Annotated in this window: 23 protein-coding genes; 7 read left to right on the top strand and 16 right to left on the bottom strand. The window is 66.4% G+C overall.

Features of this window, described 5'->3' with window-relative positions; genetic code table 11:
• Positions 1-29: 29 nt before the first annotated feature.
• Both glyA and rpiB read right to left on the bottom strand, forming a co-directional pair.
• Positions 30-1,337, bottom strand: a complete 1,308-nt coding sequence (gene glyA / locus AC07NK_RS01575; protein WP_495168812.1) for a serine hydroxymethyltransferase — start codon at positions 1,335-1,337, stop codon at positions 30-32.
• Between the two features lie 13 nt (positions 1,338-1,350).
• Entirely contained in the window at positions 1,351-1,788 is a 438-nt protein-coding gene (gene rpiB / locus AC07NK_RS01580) for a ribose 5-phosphate isomerase B (RefSeq protein WP_495168813.1), read from the bottom strand.
• A gap of 107 nt (positions 1,789-1,895) precedes the next feature.
• Here rpiB and AC07NK_RS01585 point away from each other — a divergent pair, with 107 nt between their 5' ends.
• The 3 genes from AC07NK_RS01585 (at position 1,896) to AC07NK_RS01595 (ending at position 4,329) form a co-directional block, all read left to right on the top strand.
• Positions 1,896-2,363 carry a hypothetical protein gene (locus tag AC07NK_RS01585; RefSeq protein ID WP_495168814.1) on the top strand — a complete coding sequence of 156 codons (468 nt, stop codon included), beginning with the start codon at positions 1,896-1,898 and terminating at the stop codon, positions 2,361-2,363.
• An 86-nt stretch (positions 2,364-2,449) separates the two neighbouring features.
• Positions 2,450-3,685: a BtaA family protein gene (locus AC07NK_RS01590; RefSeq protein ID WP_495168815.1), complete on the top strand. Its 1,236-nt coding sequence runs from the start codon at positions 2,450-2,452 to the stop codon at positions 3,683-3,685.
• A gap of 20 nt (positions 3,686-3,705) precedes the next feature.
• On the top strand, positions 3,706-4,329 hold the full coding sequence (locus AC07NK_RS01595) for a class I SAM-dependent methyltransferase (RefSeq protein ID WP_495169613.1): 624 nt from the start codon (positions 3,706-3,708) through the stop codon (positions 4,327-4,329).
• Here the strand turns inward: AC07NK_RS01595 and AC07NK_RS01600 are convergent.
• From AC07NK_RS01600 to AC07NK_RS01610, 3 genes are all read right to left on the bottom strand, one after another.
• Positions 4,326-4,910 (bottom strand): hypothetical protein, encoded by a 585-nt coding sequence (locus AC07NK_RS01600; protein ID WP_495168816.1) that lies wholly within the window; start codon positions 4,908-4,910, stop codon positions 4,326-4,328. The genes AC07NK_RS01595 and AC07NK_RS01600 overlap by 4 nt on opposite strands.
• Positions 4,911-4,923: 13 nt before the next feature.
• Complete coding sequence (locus AC07NK_RS01605; protein WP_495168817.1) at positions 4,924-5,697, bottom strand: SDR family oxidoreductase; 774 nt, start codon at positions 5,695-5,697, stop codon at positions 4,924-4,926.
• 104 nt (positions 5,698-5,801) lie between these two features.
• A complete protein-coding gene (locus AC07NK_RS01610; protein WP_066581323.1) occupies positions 5,802-6,092 on the bottom strand; it encodes a 4a-hydroxytetrahydrobiopterin dehydratase in 291 nt (96 codons plus the stop codon).
• A 39-nt stretch (positions 6,093-6,131) separates the two neighbouring features.
• Between AC07NK_RS01610 and AC07NK_RS01615 the strand changes: the two genes are divergently transcribed.
• Genes AC07NK_RS01615 through AC07NK_RS01625 form a run of 3 tightly spaced genes read left to right on the top strand, consistent with a single transcriptional unit; the run spans position 6,132 to position 7,775 of the window.
• Positions 6,132-6,539: a metallopeptidase family protein gene (locus tag AC07NK_RS01615; protein ID WP_495168818.1), complete on the top strand. Its 408-nt coding sequence runs from the start codon at positions 6,132-6,134 to the stop codon at positions 6,537-6,539.
• 10 nt (positions 6,540-6,549) lie between these two features.
• Positions 6,550-7,134 (top strand): heme ABC exporter ATP-binding protein CcmA, encoded by a 585-nt coding sequence (ccmA, locus tag AC07NK_RS01620; protein ID WP_495168819.1) that lies wholly within the window; start codon positions 6,550-6,552, stop codon positions 7,132-7,134.
• Positions 7,131-7,775: a heme exporter protein CcmB gene (locus tag AC07NK_RS01625; protein WP_495168820.1), complete on the top strand. Its 645-nt coding sequence runs from the start codon at positions 7,131-7,133 to the stop codon at positions 7,773-7,775. Before ccmA ends, AC07NK_RS01625 begins: the two co-directional genes overlap by 4 nt.
• 130 nt (positions 7,776-7,905) lie before the next feature.
• On the opposite strand, the gene AC07NK_RS01630 is transcribed toward AC07NK_RS01625, so the two are convergent.
• From AC07NK_RS01630 to AC07NK_RS01675, 10 genes are all read right to left on the bottom strand, one after another.
• Positions 7,906-8,790 (bottom strand): class I SAM-dependent methyltransferase, encoded by an 885-nt coding sequence (locus tag AC07NK_RS01630; RefSeq protein ID WP_495168821.1) that lies wholly within the window; start codon positions 8,788-8,790, stop codon positions 7,906-7,908.
• 72 nt (positions 8,791-8,862) lie between these two features.
• Positions 8,863-10,263 carry a threonine synthase gene (gene thrC, locus AC07NK_RS01635; RefSeq protein WP_495168822.1) on the bottom strand — a complete coding sequence of 467 codons (1,401 nt, stop codon included), beginning with the start codon at positions 10,261-10,263 and terminating at the stop codon, positions 8,863-8,865.
• Positions 10,264-10,305: 42 nt separating this feature from the next.
• Positions 10,306-10,956 carry an SURF1 family protein gene (locus AC07NK_RS01640; protein ID WP_495168823.1) on the bottom strand — a complete coding sequence of 217 codons (651 nt, stop codon included), beginning with the start codon at positions 10,954-10,956 and terminating at the stop codon, positions 10,306-10,308.
• Entirely contained in the window at positions 10,953-11,354 is a 402-nt protein-coding gene (locus AC07NK_RS01645; RefSeq protein WP_495169614.1) for a DUF983 domain-containing protein, read from the bottom strand. Before AC07NK_RS01645 ends, AC07NK_RS01640 begins: the two co-directional genes overlap by 4 nt.
• Positions 11,329-11,832 (bottom strand): DUF3291 domain-containing protein, encoded by a 504-nt coding sequence (locus AC07NK_RS01650; protein ID WP_495168824.1) that lies wholly within the window; start codon positions 11,830-11,832, stop codon positions 11,329-11,331. Before AC07NK_RS01650 ends, AC07NK_RS01645 begins: the two co-directional genes overlap by 26 nt.
• Before the next feature lie 2 nt (positions 11,833-11,834).
• Positions 11,835-12,740 carry a cytochrome c oxidase subunit 3 gene (locus AC07NK_RS01655; RefSeq protein ID WP_495168825.1) on the bottom strand — a complete coding sequence of 302 codons (906 nt, stop codon included), beginning with the start codon at positions 12,738-12,740 and terminating at the stop codon, positions 11,835-11,837.
• A 110-nt stretch (positions 12,741-12,850) separates the two neighbouring features.
• Positions 12,851-13,390 carry a cytochrome c oxidase assembly protein gene (locus tag AC07NK_RS01660; RefSeq protein WP_495168826.1) on the bottom strand — a complete coding sequence of 180 codons (540 nt, stop codon included), beginning with the start codon at positions 13,388-13,390 and terminating at the stop codon, positions 12,851-12,853.
• Positions 13,387-13,533 carry a cytochrome c oxidase system small membrane protein gene (locus tag AC07NK_RS01665; protein ID WP_447727514.1) on the bottom strand — a complete coding sequence of 49 codons (147 nt, stop codon included), beginning with the start codon at positions 13,531-13,533 and terminating at the stop codon, positions 13,387-13,389. The genes AC07NK_RS01660 and AC07NK_RS01665 overlap by 4 nt, the downstream gene beginning before the upstream one ends.
• Complete coding sequence (locus AC07NK_RS01670; protein ID WP_495168827.1) at positions 13,530-14,432, bottom strand: heme o synthase; 903 nt, start codon at positions 14,430-14,432, stop codon at positions 13,530-13,532. Before AC07NK_RS01670 ends, AC07NK_RS01665 begins: the two co-directional genes overlap by 4 nt.
• Before the next feature lie 71 nt (positions 14,433-14,503).
• Positions 14,504-14,932: a GFA family protein gene (locus AC07NK_RS01675; protein WP_495168828.1), complete on the bottom strand. Its 429-nt coding sequence runs from the start codon at positions 14,930-14,932 to the stop codon at positions 14,504-14,506.
• Between the two features lie 95 nt (positions 14,933-15,027).
• On the opposite strand from AC07NK_RS01675, the gene AC07NK_RS01680 reads away from it, so the two are divergent.
• The gene (locus AC07NK_RS01680) at positions 15,028-15,372 is read left to right on the top strand and encodes a winged helix-turn-helix transcriptional regulator (protein WP_495168829.1); all 345 of its coding nucleotides are present in this window, start codon (positions 15,028-15,030) and stop codon (positions 15,370-15,372) included.
• On the opposite strand, the gene AC07NK_RS01685 is transcribed toward AC07NK_RS01680, so the two are convergent.
• Positions 15,365-16,462 carry a serine hydrolase domain-containing protein gene (locus tag AC07NK_RS01685; RefSeq protein ID WP_495168830.1) on the bottom strand — a complete coding sequence of 366 codons (1,098 nt, stop codon included), beginning with the start codon at positions 16,460-16,462 and terminating at the stop codon, positions 15,365-15,367. The two genes, AC07NK_RS01680 and AC07NK_RS01685, sit on opposite strands and share 8 nt — an antisense overlap.
• Positions 16,463-16,570 lie beyond the last annotated feature (108 nt).

Here is a 16,570-nt window from a genome sequence, read left to right on the forward strand (position 1 = left end):
CGCATGCGCGTCAGCGCATCAAATCAGGCTCACGCCTCCGGGTAGATCGGGAAGCGCTCGCACAGCGTACGAACGCGCTCGCGGACATTGGCTTCGACCTGCGCGTCGCCCTGCTCGCCATTCTTGCGCAGCCCGTCGAGCACGTCGGCGACCATGTTGCCGATCTCACGGAATTCGGCCGGACCGAAACCGCGCGTTGTGCCGGCAGGCGAACCGACGCGGATGCCGCTGGTCTTGACCGGGGGCAGCGGATCATTCGGGATGCCGTTCTTGTTGCAGGTGATCGCCGCACGCTCGAGCGCCTCGTCCGCGTCGCGGCCGGTGACGCCCAGCGGGGTCAGGTCGATCAGCGCGAGATGCGTGTCGGTGCCGCCCGAGACCACGGCGGCGCCACGCTCGGTCAGCGTCGCGGCGAGGATCTTGGCATTCTCGACGATCGCGGCTGCATAGGCCTTGAAGTCGGGGCGCAGCGCTTCGCCGAACGCGACCGCCTTGGCAGCGATGACGTGCATCAGCGGGCCGCCCTGAAGACCCGGGAACACCGCCGAGTTGATCTTCTTGGCGATCGCCTCGTCATTGGTGAACACCGCGCCGCCGCGCGGACCACGCAGCGTCTTGTGGGTGGTGGTGGTGACGACATGGGCGTGACCGAACGGGGTCGGGTGCACGCCGCCGGCGACGAGGCCCGCGAAATGCGCCATGTCGACCATGAAGATCGCACCGACTTCGTCGGCGATCGCACGGAACTTCGCGAAATCGATGTGGCGCGGATAGGCCGAGCCGCCCGCGATGATGATGCGGGGGTTGTTCGCTCGCGCGAGCTCCGCGACCTGATCATAATCGATCAGATGGGTGTCGGGCTTCACGCCATATTGGACCGCGTTGAACCACTTGCCCGACATCGCCGCCTTGGCGCCGTGCGTCAGGTGGCCACCCGAATCGAGGCTGAGGCCGAGGATCGTGTCGCCGGGCTTGGCGAGCGCGAGCATCACCGCGCCATTGGCCTGCGCGCCCGAGTGCGGCTGGACGTTGGCGAAGTCGCAGCCGAACAGCTGCTTGGCGCGGTCGATCGCGAGCGTCTCGACCTCGTCCGACGGGTGGCAGCCCTGATAGTAGCGCTTGCCCGGATAGCCTTCGGCGTACTTGTTGGTGAACACGCTGCCCTGCGCTTCGAGCACGGCCTTAGAAACGATGTTCTCCGACGCGATCAGCTCGATCTGGTAGCGTTCGCGCTCGAGCTCGTGGCGAACGCCCGCGAACACGGCGGGGTCGGCGGCGGCGAGATCGTTGGTGAAGAAGCCATCGGGCTGGACGGCGGAAATCGGATTGGTGCTCATGGTCTCTGGTCCTTCAGAGGGCCGGGTTGGTCAGCTTGTCCACCCGGCGCTGATGACGATCGCCGCCGAAACCGGTGGCGAGGAATTCGGTGATGCAGGCCTTGGCCATTTCGGGGCCGATCAGCCGGGCGCCCATGGCGATGACGTTCGCATCATTATGCTCGCGCGCGAGACGGGCGGAGAGCGGCTCCGAGACCAGCGCGCAGCGGGCCTGCGGCACGCGGTTGACGGCGATCGAGATGCCGATGCCTGAGCCACACAGCGCGATGCCGCGCTCGGCCTGGTTTTCCGCAATCGCCTTGCCCACGGCAAGACCGAAATCGGGGTAATCGACGCTCGCGGGGCCATCAGTGCCCAGATCGAGCACCTCGTGTCCTTCGCCGCGCAGCCATTCGGCAAGCGCGGACTTGAGTTCCCAGGCGGCGTGATCCGAAGCGATGGCGATTCGCATTGGAAGAGTGGTTCATTCCTTGAGCTGAACGGATGCCCGGCTCTCTAGGCGCTTGATGCGGCAAAGGCTACACCGGATGCACGAAACTTATCCTGGGGGAGGCCATGATGCGGCTTTGGGCAGTTGGAACGATTTTGGCCGGCGCGGCGGCGCTGGCCGGGTGCGGCGAGATGAGCAACGAGCAACAGGCGGCCTTGGTCGAGAATGCCGTCGCCAACGCACAGGCGATTGCCGAGAACGTCACGGCCGAAGCGGAGAAGGCCGAGAAAGCGGCCGAAGCGCCCAGCCGCGATGGCTGGATCGGCAAATGGGTTGGCGTCGAGGGACTGGTGCTGACGATCGAGAAGGATCCGTCGGGTCCCGGCCGCTATCGCCTCATCAACACCTACAGCCTCGATGAGGGCGCGACCGGCACATTCGCCGGGGTCGCGACGCAGGAGGGCATCGCCCTTACCCGACCCGATGGCGCCAAGATGCTGCGCGCGACCGATGGCGCGGCGACGGGCCTCAAATATCTCGACGGCAAGAAGGACTGCCTGACCGTTTCGGTCGGCGAGGGTTATTGCCGGGATTGAAGGATGTGACAGCGGCGTGACGCCGGGCGTCACGCGGCTGACATGCGGCGGACCTAGGGGCCGGGAAATTCCCGGGAGCCAAGACCATGGGTTCGATTGCCAGCCAGCCGCGCAACCGCGCGGTGCGCACCGCCGTCCACCGCCACGACCATCTGAGCAAGGAAGGGCTGCTTGAGCGCGCCTTCACCTTCGCGTTCCGCGGTCTGGTCTATGCGCAGATCTGGGAGGACCCGGAGGTCGATATGGAGGCGCTGGCGATCACGCCCGACTGCCATGTCGTGACGATCGCGAGCGGGGGGTGCAACGTGCTGTCCTACCTGACCGCGAACCCGGCGAAGATCATCGCGGTGGACCTCAACACCGCGCATATCGCACTCAACAAGTTGAAGGTCGCCGCCGCACAGCATTTGCCCGATCATGCGGCGTTCCACCGCTTCTTTGGACAGGCGAACCGGCCCGAGAATGTCGCGGCGTATCGCGCGCACCTCGCCCCGCAGATCGACGAGACGACGCGGCGCTATTGGGAAGGCCGCGATCTGGCCGGGCGGCGGCGGATCAAGGGGTTCGCCGGCGGCTTCTACAAGCGCGGGCTGCTCGGCGGGTTCATCGGCGCGGCGCATCTGCTCGCCAAGCTCTACCGCATCGATCCGCGCGAGTTGCTCGCCGCAAAGACCCCGGAAGAACAGCGCGCGATCTTCGAGCAGCGCCTCGCCCCGGTGTTCGACAAGAAGTTCGTGCGCTGGCTGATCGATCAGCCCGCATCGTTGTTCGGCCTCGGCATCCCGCCCGCGCAATATGAGGCGCTGGCGGCGGACGATCCGCGCGGGATCAAGGCGGTACTGCTGCGCCGGCTCGAGAAGCTCGCCTGCGACTTCGATCTCTCCGACAATTATTTTGCCTGGCAGGCGTTCGGGCGCGGCTATGGCGCGGCGCCGGATGCGCCGCTGCCCCCCTATCTGCGCGCCGCCAATCACGAGATCGTCCGCGAGCGCGCAAGCCGTGTCGAGGTGCGGCACCAGAATTTCGTCGAGTATCTGGAATCGATGCCGGACGCCTCGCTCGACCGCTATATCCTGCTCGACGCGCAGGACTGGATGACCGACGACCAGCTCAACCGGCTGTGGGGCGAGATCACGCGAACGGCGAAGCCCGGCGCGCGGGTGCTGTTTCGCACCGCCGCGGCGCCGACGTTGTTGCCCGGCCGGGTCGCCGACGCGATCCTCGACCGCTGGGACTATGCCGAGGCCGAGTCGCTCGACTTCACCGCGCGCGACCGTTCGGCGATCTATGGCGGCGTCCACCTCTATCGCCTGAAGCCGTGAGCGGCAGCCACGCCGCGCGGATGGACGGCGTCTATGCGGCGCAGCGGCACATCTATGACCTCACCCGCAAATATTATCTGCTGGGGCGCGACCGGCTGATCGAGGAGCTGGCGCCACCGGCGGGCGGGACGGTGCTGGAAGTCGGCTGCGGCACCGCGCGCAATTTGATCGCGGCGGCGCGGCGCTGGCCGGAGGCGCAATTTTACGGCCTCGACATTTCCGAGGCGATGCTGGCGACCGCGCGGGCCAAGGTGGCGAAGGCCGGCCTGTCCAACCGAATTACGCTGGTTCAGGGCGATGCCGCGAGATTCGATGCGACGGCACTGTTCGACATCGACGGGTTCGACCGGGTGTTCCTGAGCTACACGCTGTCGATGATCCCGGACTGGACCGCGGCGATCGAACGGGCGGCCCGCTCCGTGGCGCCGGGGGGAGCGCTGCACATCGTCGATTTCGGGCAGCAGGAGCAGTTGCCCGGCTGGTGGCGACGGGCACTGTTCAGCTGGCTGGCGCGCTTCCATGTCACCCCACGGCGTGAGCTGCCGGTGGCGCTGCGGCACACCGCGATGGCGGGCGGGCTGGAGCTGGGGTTCGAACCGCTGCTGCGCGGCTATGCGTGGAGCGGGAGCTTGCGGCGCGCCTAGTCGCGCCAGCCCCACGGCATCGGCGGAGCGGCAATGGGGCGAGTGAGGTCGAACTCGACGCGGAAATGGCGGCCGGGACGACGAAGCTCATAGACGAAGACGGTTTCGCCCGCCTCAACTGCCCAGACATTGGTCACCGACCGCTCGGCATTCAGCGAGCGGAACAGCGCGATCGATTCAGCATCGACCGGGAATTCCTGACGCGTGGCGGTGCCCGCCGCCGCCGTGTCGCCGCCATACATGGTGAGCTTGTCGGAGGTGCCATCCTCATGCCGGTGATCGTGCTTGAGCCGGATGCCGCTGGCGGTGCGGGTGAACACCCAGGTGCGCGAGCGGTCCTCGCCGACATGGAAGGGGACACGCACCCGGCCCGGCTCGCACGATGCGACGTGCATCACCAGCGACTTACCGGCGAAGGACGCATCAGCAGGGTCGTTGGTGGCGACGCGCCCCGCAAATGCCTTGCCGCACAGCGACGCGAGCCGCGCCATGAAGGCGTCTGCAGGAGCCGTCGGGGCCGGCTTGGTTGCGCACCCGGCGAGCGCGAGCGCCGATGCGGTAATCAGGATCTTCAACTTCATTCCAACTCCGGATTCAGGTGAGGCCGCGCGCCTTTTTACGGAAGGTTCCGCGCATGAAGCGCGCGGCGAACCACATGCGGCGAGCGGTCTTGCCGACCAGCGTATGCAGTCGGTCACCATGCACCGCGTCCCATGCCGCCTGCGCCGCGGCCTCGACCGGGGTGAATTCGAGCCCGGCAGCGCGCACGCCATCGCGCGCAGTGCCATTGCGGCCTACCGGCACGCTATCGAGGATCGCGGTATCGATGAAGCTGGGCAGCAATGCGCGGACGCGGATGCCGTCAGGATGCCATTCGGCATCGAGCGATTCGGTCAGGCCACGCACCGCGAACTTGGTCGCCGAATAGATCGCGACCCCCGACGTGCCATAGATGCCCGCCGCCGACGCGGTGTTGAGCAGGCACCCGCCCGTAGCCTTGAGATAGGGGTAGCCGGCATGCGCGCCATAGACGACGCCCATCAGGTTGATGTCGACGCAGCGGTCGAGCTCGGCCACCGTCGTCTGCGCGAAATTACCGCCGACGCCGATCCCGGCATTGTTGAACAACACATCGAGCCTGCCGCCGCTGTCGGCGGTGAATTCGGCGAGCGCGCCATCCCATGCCGCACGGTCGCGCACATCAAGCTTGTGCACCGTCACCGGCGCGCCGCCGAGCAGCCGCGCAGTCTCCGCCATCCCGGCGTCGTTGATGTCGGCGAGACCGACCCGCCAGCCGCGCGCCGCGAACAGGATCGCAACCGCCCGGCCAATTCCCGATCCGCCGCCGGTGATGAAGATCGACTGCATGACCCCTCCCCTTAAGATTCGCCGTACCGCTCTATCGAAATCGGCTTCGAATACAGGGGAGCAGAGCTAACCCGTTTTTGCAAGCAGGCGTTACTCGACGCCAATCACTCGACCAGCGCGTCGATCGCCTGCGCCATGTCGATATCGCGGCCGGAGAGGCCGCCGGCATCATGCGTGGTGAGCAGGATATCGACCCGGTTCCACACATTCGACCATTCGGGGTGATGGTCGGACTTCTCGGCGAGCAATGCGACCTGAGTCATGAAAGCGAAGGCCTGGCTGAAATCGTCGAAGGTGAAGCTGCGCGTGATCGCGTCGCGCTCAGCCTGATGATCCCATTCGGGCAGCCCCTCCAGTGCTTCTTCGCGTTCCGCCTGGCTCAGTTGCTCGACCATTCTTCCACTCCTTCGTTGGGTGGGGCATAGCGCAGGGCAATGGCCAGTCAAACCGAGACCTTCGCCCCGAGCGCCGCGCAGATGGAAGCGCTTGCCCGCGCCGCGCTGGCACGGATTCCCGAACCGTTCGCCGCGTATCTCGCCGATGTCGTGCTGGTGATCGAGGAGTTTGCCGACGAGCAGACATTGCGCGACATGGGGATGGAGGATCCGTTCGAGCTGACCGGCCTTTATTCGGGGCGACCGGTGGGGGAGAAGGACGGGTTCACGGGACAGTTGCCCCAACCCGACACCATCCACCTCTATCGCCGCCCCTTGCTCGACGAATGGGTCGATACCGGGGTGAGCCTCGAGGCGCTGGTGACGCATGTCGTGGTGCATGAGGTTGGGCATCATTTCGGGCTGTCGGATGACGATATGCATGCGCTGGAGGACAGCGTTCTATGAGTTTCTGGGGGTGACCAGCCCACGCCTCGCCTTTGAGGACGTCGCCTGTCTGCGCGGCGGGCGGCTGCTGTTCGAGGGGCTGAGCTTCGTTCTGGAGGAAGGCGGTGCGGCGCTGGTGACCGGACCGAACGGGGCAGGCAAATCGAGCCTGATCCGGGTCGCGGCGGGGTTGCTGAAACCGGCGGCGGGCGTCGTGACCATCGAAGGCGAATGCGCGTTGCTGACCGAGGCGGCGGCGCTCGATGCGGAACTGCCGGTCGCTAAGGCACTGGAATTCTGGGCGGGGTTGGACGGGGGGCGTGATTCGGTAGAGGCGGCGCTGGAAGCCGTGGGGTTGGCGGAGCTGGCGCCGGTGCCGGTGCGCCTTCTATCGACCGGGCAGCGGCGGCGTGTGTCAATTGCGCGGGTGGTCGCCAGCGGGGCGCCGGTCTGGTTGCTCGACGAGCCGGCCAACGGGCTGGATCAGGCTGCAGTCGCGATGCTGGGCCATTTGATCTCCGAACATCGCCTCAACGGCGGCATCGTAGTGGTCGCAACGCATTTGCCGATCCATATCCCCGGTGCGCATGGCGTAGTGATCGGGGACGCGGCATGAGCGGTTTTGCCTCGTTGGTGTGGCGTGAGCTGCGGCGCGCATGGGCCGCGGGCGGCCTGACACTGCCGGTCGCCTTCTTCCTGCTGGTGGCGATCCTGTTTCCGTTCGCGATCGGGCCGGAGGGCAAGCTGCTCGCGCGCGTCGGCGGCGGCGTGATCTGGGCGGCGGCCTTGCTCGCGGCGCTGCTGCCGGTCGAGCGGCTGGTGAATCCGGACCTCGAAAATGGCGTGCTCGATCAGCTCGCGGTGCGCGGCTGGACCGATGCGAGCGTGGCGGCGGCGAAGACGCTGGGGCATTGGCTGGGCTTTGCGCCGACCTTGCTGGTGGCGACGGTGATCGCGGCGGCATTGCTCAACCTCTCGCTCGACCAGACGCGCGCGGCGCTGATCGCGCTGCTGATCGGCACGCCGGGGCTGGCGGCGCTCGGCGTAGCGACCGCGGCGCTGACCGCGGGCCTGCGCGGCGCGGGCGCAGTGGCGGGGCTGGTGATGCTGCCCTTCGCGGTGCCGCTGCTGATCTTCGGCGCGGGCGCGATGGGGGGCAATCCCGCGGCGCTTAAGCTGCTGGGGGCGGTGAGTTTGGTACTGGTAGCGGGGTGCCCGTTCGTTGCGGGCGCGGCGATGCGGATGGGGCGGGGTTAGAGCCTGCCCGTTCCTTCGTCATCCCGGCCCTGTGCCGGGATCCACGGTGCCGACCGCAGCTCGGCTGAGGCTCTTGTTCATGGCTCGCTTCACGGTGGATCCCGGCACAAGGCCGGGATGACGGCTCGGCCTAGCGGCTCCACCGCGCAAAGATCGCGGTCGGCAGCAGCAACCCCCTTGCCTCTTCGCGCACCGCGAGTTCGCCGCATTCGATCTTGCCACCGAGATCCGCGAAATGCTGGTTGAGCAGTTCGCCGATTGCGAGCGCCGACATGCGGATCGCGTAGACGGTGAGGAACAGGAAGCGCGAGTCGGCGTCCAATAGCTGGCGGCAATTGGCGATCAGGCCGGGCAGGTCCTGTTCGAGCTGCCATACTTCGCCGGTGGGGCCGCGGCCATATTTGGGCGGATCGAGCAGGATGCCGTCATAGCGGCGGCCGCGACGCACCTCACGCGCGACGAACTTTCCGGCGTCGTCGATGATCCAGCGAATCGGCTTGTCGCTCATTCCCGACAGCGCAGCATTGCCCTTGGCGGCCTCGACCGATTTCTTGGACGCGTCGACATGGACCATCTGCGCGCCCGATGCGGCCATCGCCAGCGTGCCGACACCGGTATAGCCGAACAGGTTCATCACCGTCGGCGCATCGACGCCTGCGGTCTGCTCGCGCATCCAGCTCCACACCGGCGCCATGTCGGGGAAGAAACCCAGGTGGCGGAAGGGCGTGGTCTGCGCGGTGAACTTCGCCTCGTTCCACGCTAGCGGCCAGCCTTCGCGCGGGACCGGCTGATCCAGACCGCTATGGCCGAACACCCAGCGACCGCCGCCTTCGTCATCGGACGCAGGCATGAACTCGCCATGCGCCTGCCAGTCTTCGGAGGCGGGTGCCCACATCGCCTGCGGCTCAGGGCGGATGAAGCGATAGTCGCCATAGCGTTCGAGCTTGCGGCCATGGCCCGAGTCGACGAGGCCGTAATCGGCCCAAGGTTCGCCGGTGAGAGTGAAGAGGTTCATGGGAGCCTTTAGCGCCATTCGGCCCGCCAAGGTCAACCGTCCCCCCGGCACAAGGCCGGGGCGACGAAAAGGTTATGCGCGGGGCTTGGCCCGTTCCGCGATGAACGAGGTCACCGCGCCGAAGGTCGCGGGGAGGACGTCGTAGCGCTCCTCGCGGTCGAACAGGTCGCCGATGCGGGCGGGGAGCGACGGGCGAAGGCCGGTGGCGCGCTCGACCGCGTCGCCGAACTTGGCGGGGTGCGCGGTGGCGAGGGTGACGACCGGCACGTCGGCGGCGATGTCCGCGCGGCGCGCGGCGGCGAGGCCGATTGCAGTGTGCGGGTCGAGGATCTCGTCAGCGCGGCTCGCGGCCCACGCCATCGCCTGCGCCATCTCCGCCGCGTCGATGCGGTCGCTGGCGAACAACGCGGCGGCGCCCTGCTGCTGGGCATTGGTCAGGCGCATCGCCTTGCTCGCCTCGAACCCGCGCATCTGTTCGGCAAGCGCGTTGCCGTCGCGGCCGGCAAGGTCGAACAACAGCCGCTCAAAGTTCGAGCTGACCTGAATGTCCATGCTTGGCGCGGCGGTCGGGGTAACGGTGCCGGTCGAATAGTCGCCGGCCGACAGCGCGCGGTGGAGGATGTCGTTGACGTTGGTCGCGACGATCAGCTTCGCGACCGGCAGCCCCATGCGCGCCGCGACATAGCCCGCGAACACATCGCCGAAATTGCCGGTGGGGACGCTGAAAGCGACTTCGCGCTGAGGGGCGCCGAGGCGGACGGCGGCGTAGAAATAATAGACCACCTGCGCCATCAGCCGCGCCCAGTTGATCGAGTTGACCGCGGTCACCTGAAAGCGCGCCGAGAAGTCGGCGTCGTTGAACATCGTCTTCACCATCGCCTGCGCGTCGTCGAAGCTGCCCTCGATGGCGATGTTGTGGACGTTGGGCGACAGCACCGTGGTCATCTGGCGGCGTTGGACGTCGCTCACCCGCTTGCTGGGGTGGAGCATGAAAATGTCGATGCCCTCACGCCCCGCAACCGCGTCGATCGCGGCCGAGCCGGTGTCGCCGCTGGTCGCGCCGACGATGGTGAGGTGCTGGTCCGTGCCCTTGAGGAACCGTTCGAAGAACAGGCCAAGCAGCTGGAGCGCGACGTCCTTGAAGGCGAGCGTCGGGCCGTGAAACAGTTCGAGCAGGAAATGGCGGTGGTCGAGCTGGACGAGCGGGGTGACGGCATCGTGGCTGAAGCGACCATAGGCCTGTGTGCAGAGGTCGCGAAGCTCGGCTTCGCTAAGACTGCCCGCGACGAACGGAGCCATTACGCGCACCGCGGTCTCGACGTAAGACAAGCCCGCCAGACCGGCGATCTGCTCCGGCGTGAATCGCGGCCATTCGACCGGGACATAAAGGCCGCCGTCGCGTGCCAGCCCGGCGAGCGTGACGTCACGGAAATCGAGTTCGGGCGCGGTGCCGCGCGTGCTCTGATAGCGCATGGGCCGCGGGTTAGCCGCGGCGCGACTGGACGGCAAGAAAGTCTAGCTTTGCGGCGGAGCGGGTTCAGCGGGCGGCGCGGCCTTCCGCTCCCGCCAGCGCAGTGCAAGGACATAGATCACCAGCGCCGCCAGCGCGAACAGGAACCATTGCACGGCATAGGCAAGGTGGTTGTTGGGGACGCCCGAAGGATCAGGCCGTGCGCTTTCGGCAAGGCCCGGCGCGGGCGTCTCGGAAACCAGCATCAGCGGCCGCGGGGGACGCTTGCCGAACAACGACGCGAGCAACGGCGTCGAATCGGGCGCCTGCGTGATGCTGCCCGTCACCTCGCCACCATTCCACACCGGGATCACGCCGGGAGCCTTGCTAACGCCCATGTCGAACCTGACGGTCAGCGCTTCGACCCCCGTGCGGCACTCGGCGATGTGACGCCAGCCCTTCAGACCATTCTCGGCGCGGCCTGCCTGCTCGCTCCAGCCGGTGACCTCAAGGCACATGGCGCTGGCGCGGCGGAAGAGATTCTCGTCCCCGATCGCGGGACGCGGAAAGGCCATGACGGGCAACGCGCGGTTGCCGGCATAGCGCGCGATCGCCGTTTCCTTCTCCGCGCGGCGGTCGAGCTGCCAGACGCCAAGTCCGATCATCGCAGCGACGGCGAGAGCAACGACGATGGTCGGGATGACAGGCATCTTCATGCGTCAGGCTCCTTCAATTGCCCTTCACGCGCCGCGTTGTGATATTCGAGCGCGAGCAGCGCGCCCTTGGCCCAGCGCAGCGAAAACACGACCAGCAACGTCGTCAGCGGAATCCACAACAGCAGGTGCAGCCACACCGGCGGCCCGATCGACAGCTCAAGCCAGATCGAGAGCGTGACGATGATCGTCCCGACGATCAGGGTGAGGAATGCCGCAGGGCCATCGCCAACGTTGAACGCGGCATAGTCGAGTTGGCACTGGCCGCAGCGAGGGGAGAACTTCACCCAGCCGGAGAACAGGGTACGCGCGCCGCACCGCGGACATGCCCCCTTCAACGCCGAATCGAGAATCTGAGACGCGGAGAACCCCGGTTCAGGCACGCCCTTCGCACCAGGGATCGGGCTTCATGTCGACCGGCGAGCCAAGCATGCCAGGGGCCGGGAACCGGACCTTGAAGGTGAAAGCATGGGCGCTCGGCCCGAAACGTTCGAGCATCCACAAGCGGGCAAACACGTCCGCCACGCCCGGCGTCTCACCGGCCGCGATCCACCACATCACCTGATGGTGACCGTCGAACCGCTCAAACCAGTGCTTGCGCTGCGCCATCACCGGTGTGTGGCCGCTACGATAAACATAGTCGAACAGCGCCTCGGCGCTTTCCCACACCGAAAGGTTGGCGATCAGCAACGGGTCCGGCGTGGGCTGCAGGTCGATGGCGTTGTTGCCGTCGCCCTTCAGCCGCCAGACAAATCCCGGGCTCGCCTCGGCCAGTGCATTGATTCGATCGAGCTCGTCGAAAAAGCCGGCGACTTGCGGGTGATCGGGCGGCGCAAGCAGCCGCCCGATATTGGCCTGTGCAAGATGCCAGCCCGGCACCGTCACCCGTGGACCGGCGCGCCCGCGCTGCCCCAGACATAGACGACGACGAACAGGAACAGCCAGACGACGTCGACGAAGTGCCAGTACCACGCAGCCGCTTCGAAGCCGAAATGCTGGCGCGGGGTGAAGTCGCCCTGATAGGTGCGCATCAGGCAGACCATCAGGAACAGCGTACCGACGATCACGTGGAAGCCGTGGAACCCGGTCGCCAGATAGAAAGCCGACGAATAGTTCGACTTGCCGAACACGAACGGCGCATGTGCATATTCATACGCCTGGATGGTCGAGAAGATCAGGCCGAGGATGATGGTCAGCCACAGGCCCTTCTTGACCACGTCGTTCTCGCCGACGCCGATCATGCCCCACAGGCCCTTCATCTCGCCGCCGCGCTGATTGTGAATCAGCCCATGATGCGCCCAGGTGATGGTGGTGCCCGAGAGCAGCAGGATGAAGGTGTTGAGCAGCGGCAGGTGGAAGGCGTTCATCACCTCCATGCCCTTGGGCGGGAAGGTCGCTACCGCACCCTCGAGAATCTCGACGACGCTGGCATGCTCACCGCTGACCGCGATCGCCGCGGGGAAGAGCGCGAAATCGAACCATGCCCAGAACCAGCCGACGAAGAACATCACTTCCGAAGCGATGAACAGGATCATGCCGTAGCGCAGGTGGAGCTGGACGACGGGGGTGTGGTCGCCGGCATTGGCTTCCTTGACCACATCGACCCACCACGACGCCATGCAGAACAGCACCGCAGCGAGGCCCGAGAGGAACACCCACTCACCGTGCCCGGCGCCCTTCATCCACATCAGGCCGCCGACCGCGAGCCACAGCGCGGCGAGCGAGCTGAGCATCGGCCACGGGCTGGGCGGGAGAATATGGTAATCGTGATTCTTGGCGCCGGCCATCGTCCGTCCCTGTTCTTATGGCGTTATTCCCGCCTCCCCTAAGGGGTGAGCTTGGCGGGCGCAATGGTGGTTGAGCAGGTCACCTGCGACACCGCCCGATAACCCCGTTCTCAGCCCTTGGGCTTGGACTTGTCGACCGGGTAGAAGGTGTAGGAGAGCGTGATCTTCTCGATATCCTTGGCATCGGGATCGGTCATGATCTTGGGATCGACGAAGTAGATCACCGGCATCCGCACCGTCTCACCGGGCTGCAGCGTCTGCTCGGTGAAGCAGAAGCACTGGATCTTGCTGAAATATTTGCCGGCCGCTTCGGGCGTGACGTTGTACGTCGCGGTGCCGGTGATCGGCACGGTGCCGGTGTTGGTGGCGGTGTAGAAGGCCATGTCGCGCGCGCCGATCGAGATTTCGTCCGACGCGACTTCGGGCTTGAACTTCCAGGTCAGCGCGGGGCTGACATTGCTGTCGAATGCGACGGTGATCTTGGCATCCACGGCCCCCGGCGCGGCATCGGCGCGCATCGTGGTTCCGCCGAAGCCCGTCACCTGACAGAACAGGCGATAGAGCGGCACTGCGGCAAACGCGACGCCGGTCATGGTGCACACGCCCAGCACCGCCAGCAGCGCCGTGCGCAGCTTGCGGTCGACCTTCATCGCTGCATCACCGGAATGCCCTGAGTGATCTTCACGATGCTGATCGCGAAGACCAGCACGACGAAGGCAAGCAGCAGCAGCGCCATCACACGGGCACGCGACTTTTGCCGCGCGCGAACGATTTCTTCTTCTTGAGGAGTCATGCCAACCACCGGTCTGCCGCGACTGCCGCGAACAGGATGAACAGATAGGAGATCGAGTAGGCGAACAGCCGCTTCTCGGGCTTCATCGCGTCGCCCTCGACGGCCATGCGCGTCGAGACCTGAAGCGCAAAGAGGGCGAACAGCGCCGTCGTCGCCACTGCGGTCACGCCATAGAGCGCGCCGGTGAGGCCCAGTGGCCAGGGCGCGATCGCGGCGATCGCCATCGGAATGGTGTAGAGCCCTATCTGGACGCGCGTCGCCTTTTCACCCGCGACAACGGGGAGCATCGGCACCCCGGCATTGGCGTAATCGGTCTTCACGAACAGTGCGAGCGCCCAGAAATGCGGCGGTGTCCACAGGAAGACGAGGCCGAACAGCAGCACCGGCAGCAGCGCCACGTCGCCGGTCGCCGCAGCCCAGCCGATCAGCGGCGGGAAGGCGCCGGCGGCGCCGCCGATGACGATGTTCTGGGGCGTGCGGCGCTTGAGCCAGACCGTGTAGACGAGGACGTAGAACAGGATCGAGAGCAGCAGGATGCCGGCGGCGACATAGTTGACCGCCAGCCCCATCAGGATCACCGACAAGGCAGCGACCCCGACCCCGAAATGCAGCGCCGACTGGCGGTCCATCCGGCCGGCAGGAAGCGGGCGCCCCTGCGTCCGCTTCATCTTCGAATCGAGATCCGCCTCATACCATTGGTTGAGCGCGCCCGCTGCACCAGCCCCAAGCGCGATGCACAGAATCGCGGTGAAGCCGATCACAGGGTGGATCGGTGCGGGCGCTGCGAGCATCCCGCACAGGCCCGTGAACACGACCAGCGTCATCACCCGCGGCTTGGTGAGCGCGAGGAAGTCGCGCCAGTCGGCGGGCAGGATCAGGGCGTGGTTGGCGACGGACATTTGCGGGGCGCTATAGGCCGGGTTGAGGCCGGGGGAAAGGGGACGGAACGTCTCACCCCCGCCCCGCCTGCTTACGGATCGGGCGCGAACGCCTCCAGTTCGAGCCATGGCGGCGCGCGGTGCAGATTGTGGATCGCCGAGGGGGCCGGAAAATCGCGCTCGACGAAGCAGCCCATCGATACCGAGATCGCGCCGGGCAGCGCCTCCGCGCTCATGTACAGCAAGGTCCCGCAGCCGGGACAGAAATGCTGGTCGATCCAGCGGCCCACATCGCTGATCCGGCGCCAGCTGCGCACCTCGCCCACGACCTCGCGCACCGCTTCGTCGGCAAAGATCGCACGATAGGCGAAGGCGGTGCCAGTCGCGCGCTGGCATTCGATGCAGGCACAGCCATAGACGCGGCGTAGTGCCCCGGACAGGTGCAACGAGAGCGCACCGCAACTGCAGCGTGCGACGCGGCCGGGATCGGCGTGATTCGTTACGGGGCTGGCAATCGGCATCCTCGGTTCCCAAGTTATTGGAATAGTGGATGCGGCCGATACCGCCCTGCTCTTTCCCCTGAAACTACGCACTTTGAAGTAAGGACCCGACAGCGATGAAACCTCTACTGCCCGACGATTGCGGCTTTGCCACCGCGTTCAATGTGGTCGGCGGCAAGTGGAAGATGTCGATCCTGTGGGAGATCCACGATCAGCCGCGCCGATTCGGCGAACTGCGCCGCCGGCTGCCGGGCATCAGCGAGAAGGTGCTGACCGAACAGCTGCGGCAGATGGAGGCCGACGGCCTGATCGCGCGTACCGTCTATGCCGAAGCCGTCACGCGCGTCGAATATTCGGCGACCGAAATTGGCCTGTCGCTCAACGACGCGATCGGCACGATGGCGACCTGGGGTAAGGCGCACAGTGCACGAGTGGCAGCCGCAACGTCGCCGACTAGTTAGCCGCCGCGCCGCGCTGGAACATCGTCCGGGCAATGCCGCGCGCGATGTCGCGCGGCTCGGCAGCACCGTTGTTGGTGAGCACGATGATCGCCAGCTTCGCATGCGGGTAGCGCGCGTAGTAGGAGCGGAAGCCGGGCAGGCTGCCGCCATGGCCGATCTCGGTATGGCCTTCGACCGGCTCGATCCGCCATCCGAAGCCATAAGGCGCTGTCTCGCCATTCAAGAGCCGCGCCGGCTGCCACATTTCCATTCGGGCTGCAGCGCTGACGAGCCCGCCACGCGCGAGCACCGCTTCCCATTTGGCGAGATCGGCCGCCGTCGAGGTGAATGCACCGCTCGGCCGGAGCGCGCGATAGGATGGCGCGTTCTCGAAGCGCCCGGCGTTCCACGCATAGCCGCGCCCGCGATGCGGGATCAGGTCGGTCAGGCTGGTCGGCCGTGTGGCGGTCATTCCGGCCGGGCCGAAGACACGCTCGGCAAAGAAGGCGGGCCATGGCTTGCCCGAGGTGCGGGTGATAATCTCCGCCAGGATGAAATAGCCGAGATTGCAATATTCGAACCGGGTGCCCGGCGGCGCGTTGAGCGGGGTGGCATAGGCCGAGCGGATCACATCGGCGTCGCTCTGCACCTTATCGCCATCGAAGCCCGGCGCTTCGCGAATCAGCCCGCTGGTGTGGCTGAGCAGATGACGGACGGTGATCGCCGACCAGCTCGCCGGCGCATCGGGCAGATAGCGCGACACCGGCGCGTCGAGCGCGACCTTGCCCTCCTGCACCAGCAGCAACGTCCCCTCCGCCAGAAACTGCTTGCTGAGCGAGCCGATGTTGAACGCGGTATCGGGTCGCACAGGCAGGTTCTGCTCGAGATCAGCTGTGCCGAAACCGGCCTGATGGATCACTCTGCCATCGCGCAGGATCATCAGCGCCACGCCGGGAATATGCTGCCTGACCATCTCCTCGCGGACCACCGCATCGGCGCCGGCGAAGGCGCTGCTCGCGGCAGCCGGGGCCTCGCGCGCCGCGAGCGTGGCAGGCGTGGCAAGCGCGGTTGCGGCCAGTGCCACAGTGCGAAGAAGCAGCACGATACGCATTCAAAGCTCCCGGCACGGTCACGGATCGGATGAGGCCGGCGCGAGGCTATCGCGCACGCATGCGTCTTACAATGACAATAGAAGTTACGGAAAGTGATGACAAAACGC

Source organism: Sphingomonas sp. GW821-FHT09B04 (genome assembly GCF_059418285.1).

Excerpts from the sequence above, each read along its gene's own strand:
- rpiB (WP_495168813.1), bottom strand. The coding sequence starts at position 1,788 with ATGCGAATCGCCATCGCTTCGGATCACGCCGCCTGGGAACTCAAGTCC.
- AC07NK_RS01655 (WP_495168825.1), bottom strand. The coding sequence starts at position 12,740 with ATGGCCGGCGCCAAGAATCACGATTACCATATTCTCCCGCCCAGCCCG.
- AC07NK_RS01665 (WP_447727514.1), bottom strand. The coding sequence starts at position 13,533 with ATGACTCCTCAAGAAGAAGAAATCGTTCGCGCGCGGCAAAAGTCGCGT.
- AC07NK_RS01610 (WP_066581323.1), bottom strand. The coding sequence starts at position 6,092 with ATGGTCGAGCAACTGAGCCAGGCGGAACGCGAAGAAGCACTGGAGGGG.
- AC07NK_RS01675 (WP_495168828.1), bottom strand. The coding sequence starts at position 14,932 with ATGCCGATTGCCAGCCCCGTAACGAATCACGCCGATCCCGGCCGCGTC.
- AC07NK_RS01600 (WP_495168816.1), bottom strand. The coding sequence starts at position 4,910 with ATGAAGTTGAAGATCCTGATTACCGCATCGGCGCTCGCGCTCGCCGGG.
- thrC (WP_495168822.1), bottom strand. The coding sequence starts at position 10,263 with ATGCGCTATCAGAGCACGCGCGGCACCGCGCCCGAACTCGATTTCCGT.
- AC07NK_RS01615 (WP_495168818.1), top strand. The coding sequence starts at position 6,132 with ATGGCCAGTCAAACCGAGACCTTCGCCCCGAGCGCCGCGCAGATGGAA.
- AC07NK_RS01595 (WP_495169613.1), top strand. The coding sequence starts at position 3,706 with ATGGACGGCGTCTATGCGGCGCAGCGGCACATCTATGACCTCACCCGC.
- AC07NK_RS01605 (WP_495168817.1), bottom strand. The coding sequence starts at position 5,697 with ATGCAGTCGATCTTCATCACCGGCGGCGGATCGGGAATTGGCCGGGCG.
- AC07NK_RS01640 (WP_495168823.1), bottom strand. The coding sequence starts at position 10,956 with ATGAAGATGCCTGTCATCCCGACCATCGTCGTTGCTCTCGCCGTCGCT.
- AC07NK_RS01670 (WP_495168827.1), bottom strand. The coding sequence starts at position 14,432 with ATGTCCGTCGCCAACCACGCCCTGATCCTGCCCGCCGACTGGCGCGAC.
- AC07NK_RS01585 (WP_495168814.1), top strand. The coding sequence starts at position 1,896 with ATGCGGCTTTGGGCAGTTGGAACGATTTTGGCCGGCGCGGCGGCGCTG.
- AC07NK_RS01630 (WP_495168821.1), bottom strand. The coding sequence starts at position 8,790 with ATGAACCTCTTCACTCTCACCGGCGAACCTTGGGCCGATTACGGCCTC.
- AC07NK_RS01660 (WP_495168826.1), bottom strand. The coding sequence starts at position 13,390 with ATGAAGGTCGACCGCAAGCTGCGCACGGCGCTGCTGGCGGTGCTGGGC.
- AC07NK_RS01680 (WP_495168829.1), top strand. The coding sequence starts at position 15,028 with ATGAAACCTCTACTGCCCGACGATTGCGGCTTTGCCACCGCGTTCAAT.
- glyA (WP_495168812.1), bottom strand. The coding sequence starts at position 1,337 with ATGAGCACCAATCCGATTTCCGCCGTCCAGCCCGATGGCTTCTTCACC.
- AC07NK_RS01590 (WP_495168815.1), top strand. The coding sequence starts at position 2,450 with ATGGGTTCGATTGCCAGCCAGCCGCGCAACCGCGCGGTGCGCACCGCC.
- AC07NK_RS01685 (WP_495168830.1), bottom strand. The coding sequence starts at position 16,462 with ATGCGTATCGTGCTGCTTCTTCGCACTGTGGCACTGGCCGCAACCGCG.
- AC07NK_RS01625 (WP_495168820.1), top strand. The coding sequence starts at position 7,131 with ATGAGCGGTTTTGCCTCGTTGGTGTGGCGTGAGCTGCGGCGCGCATGG.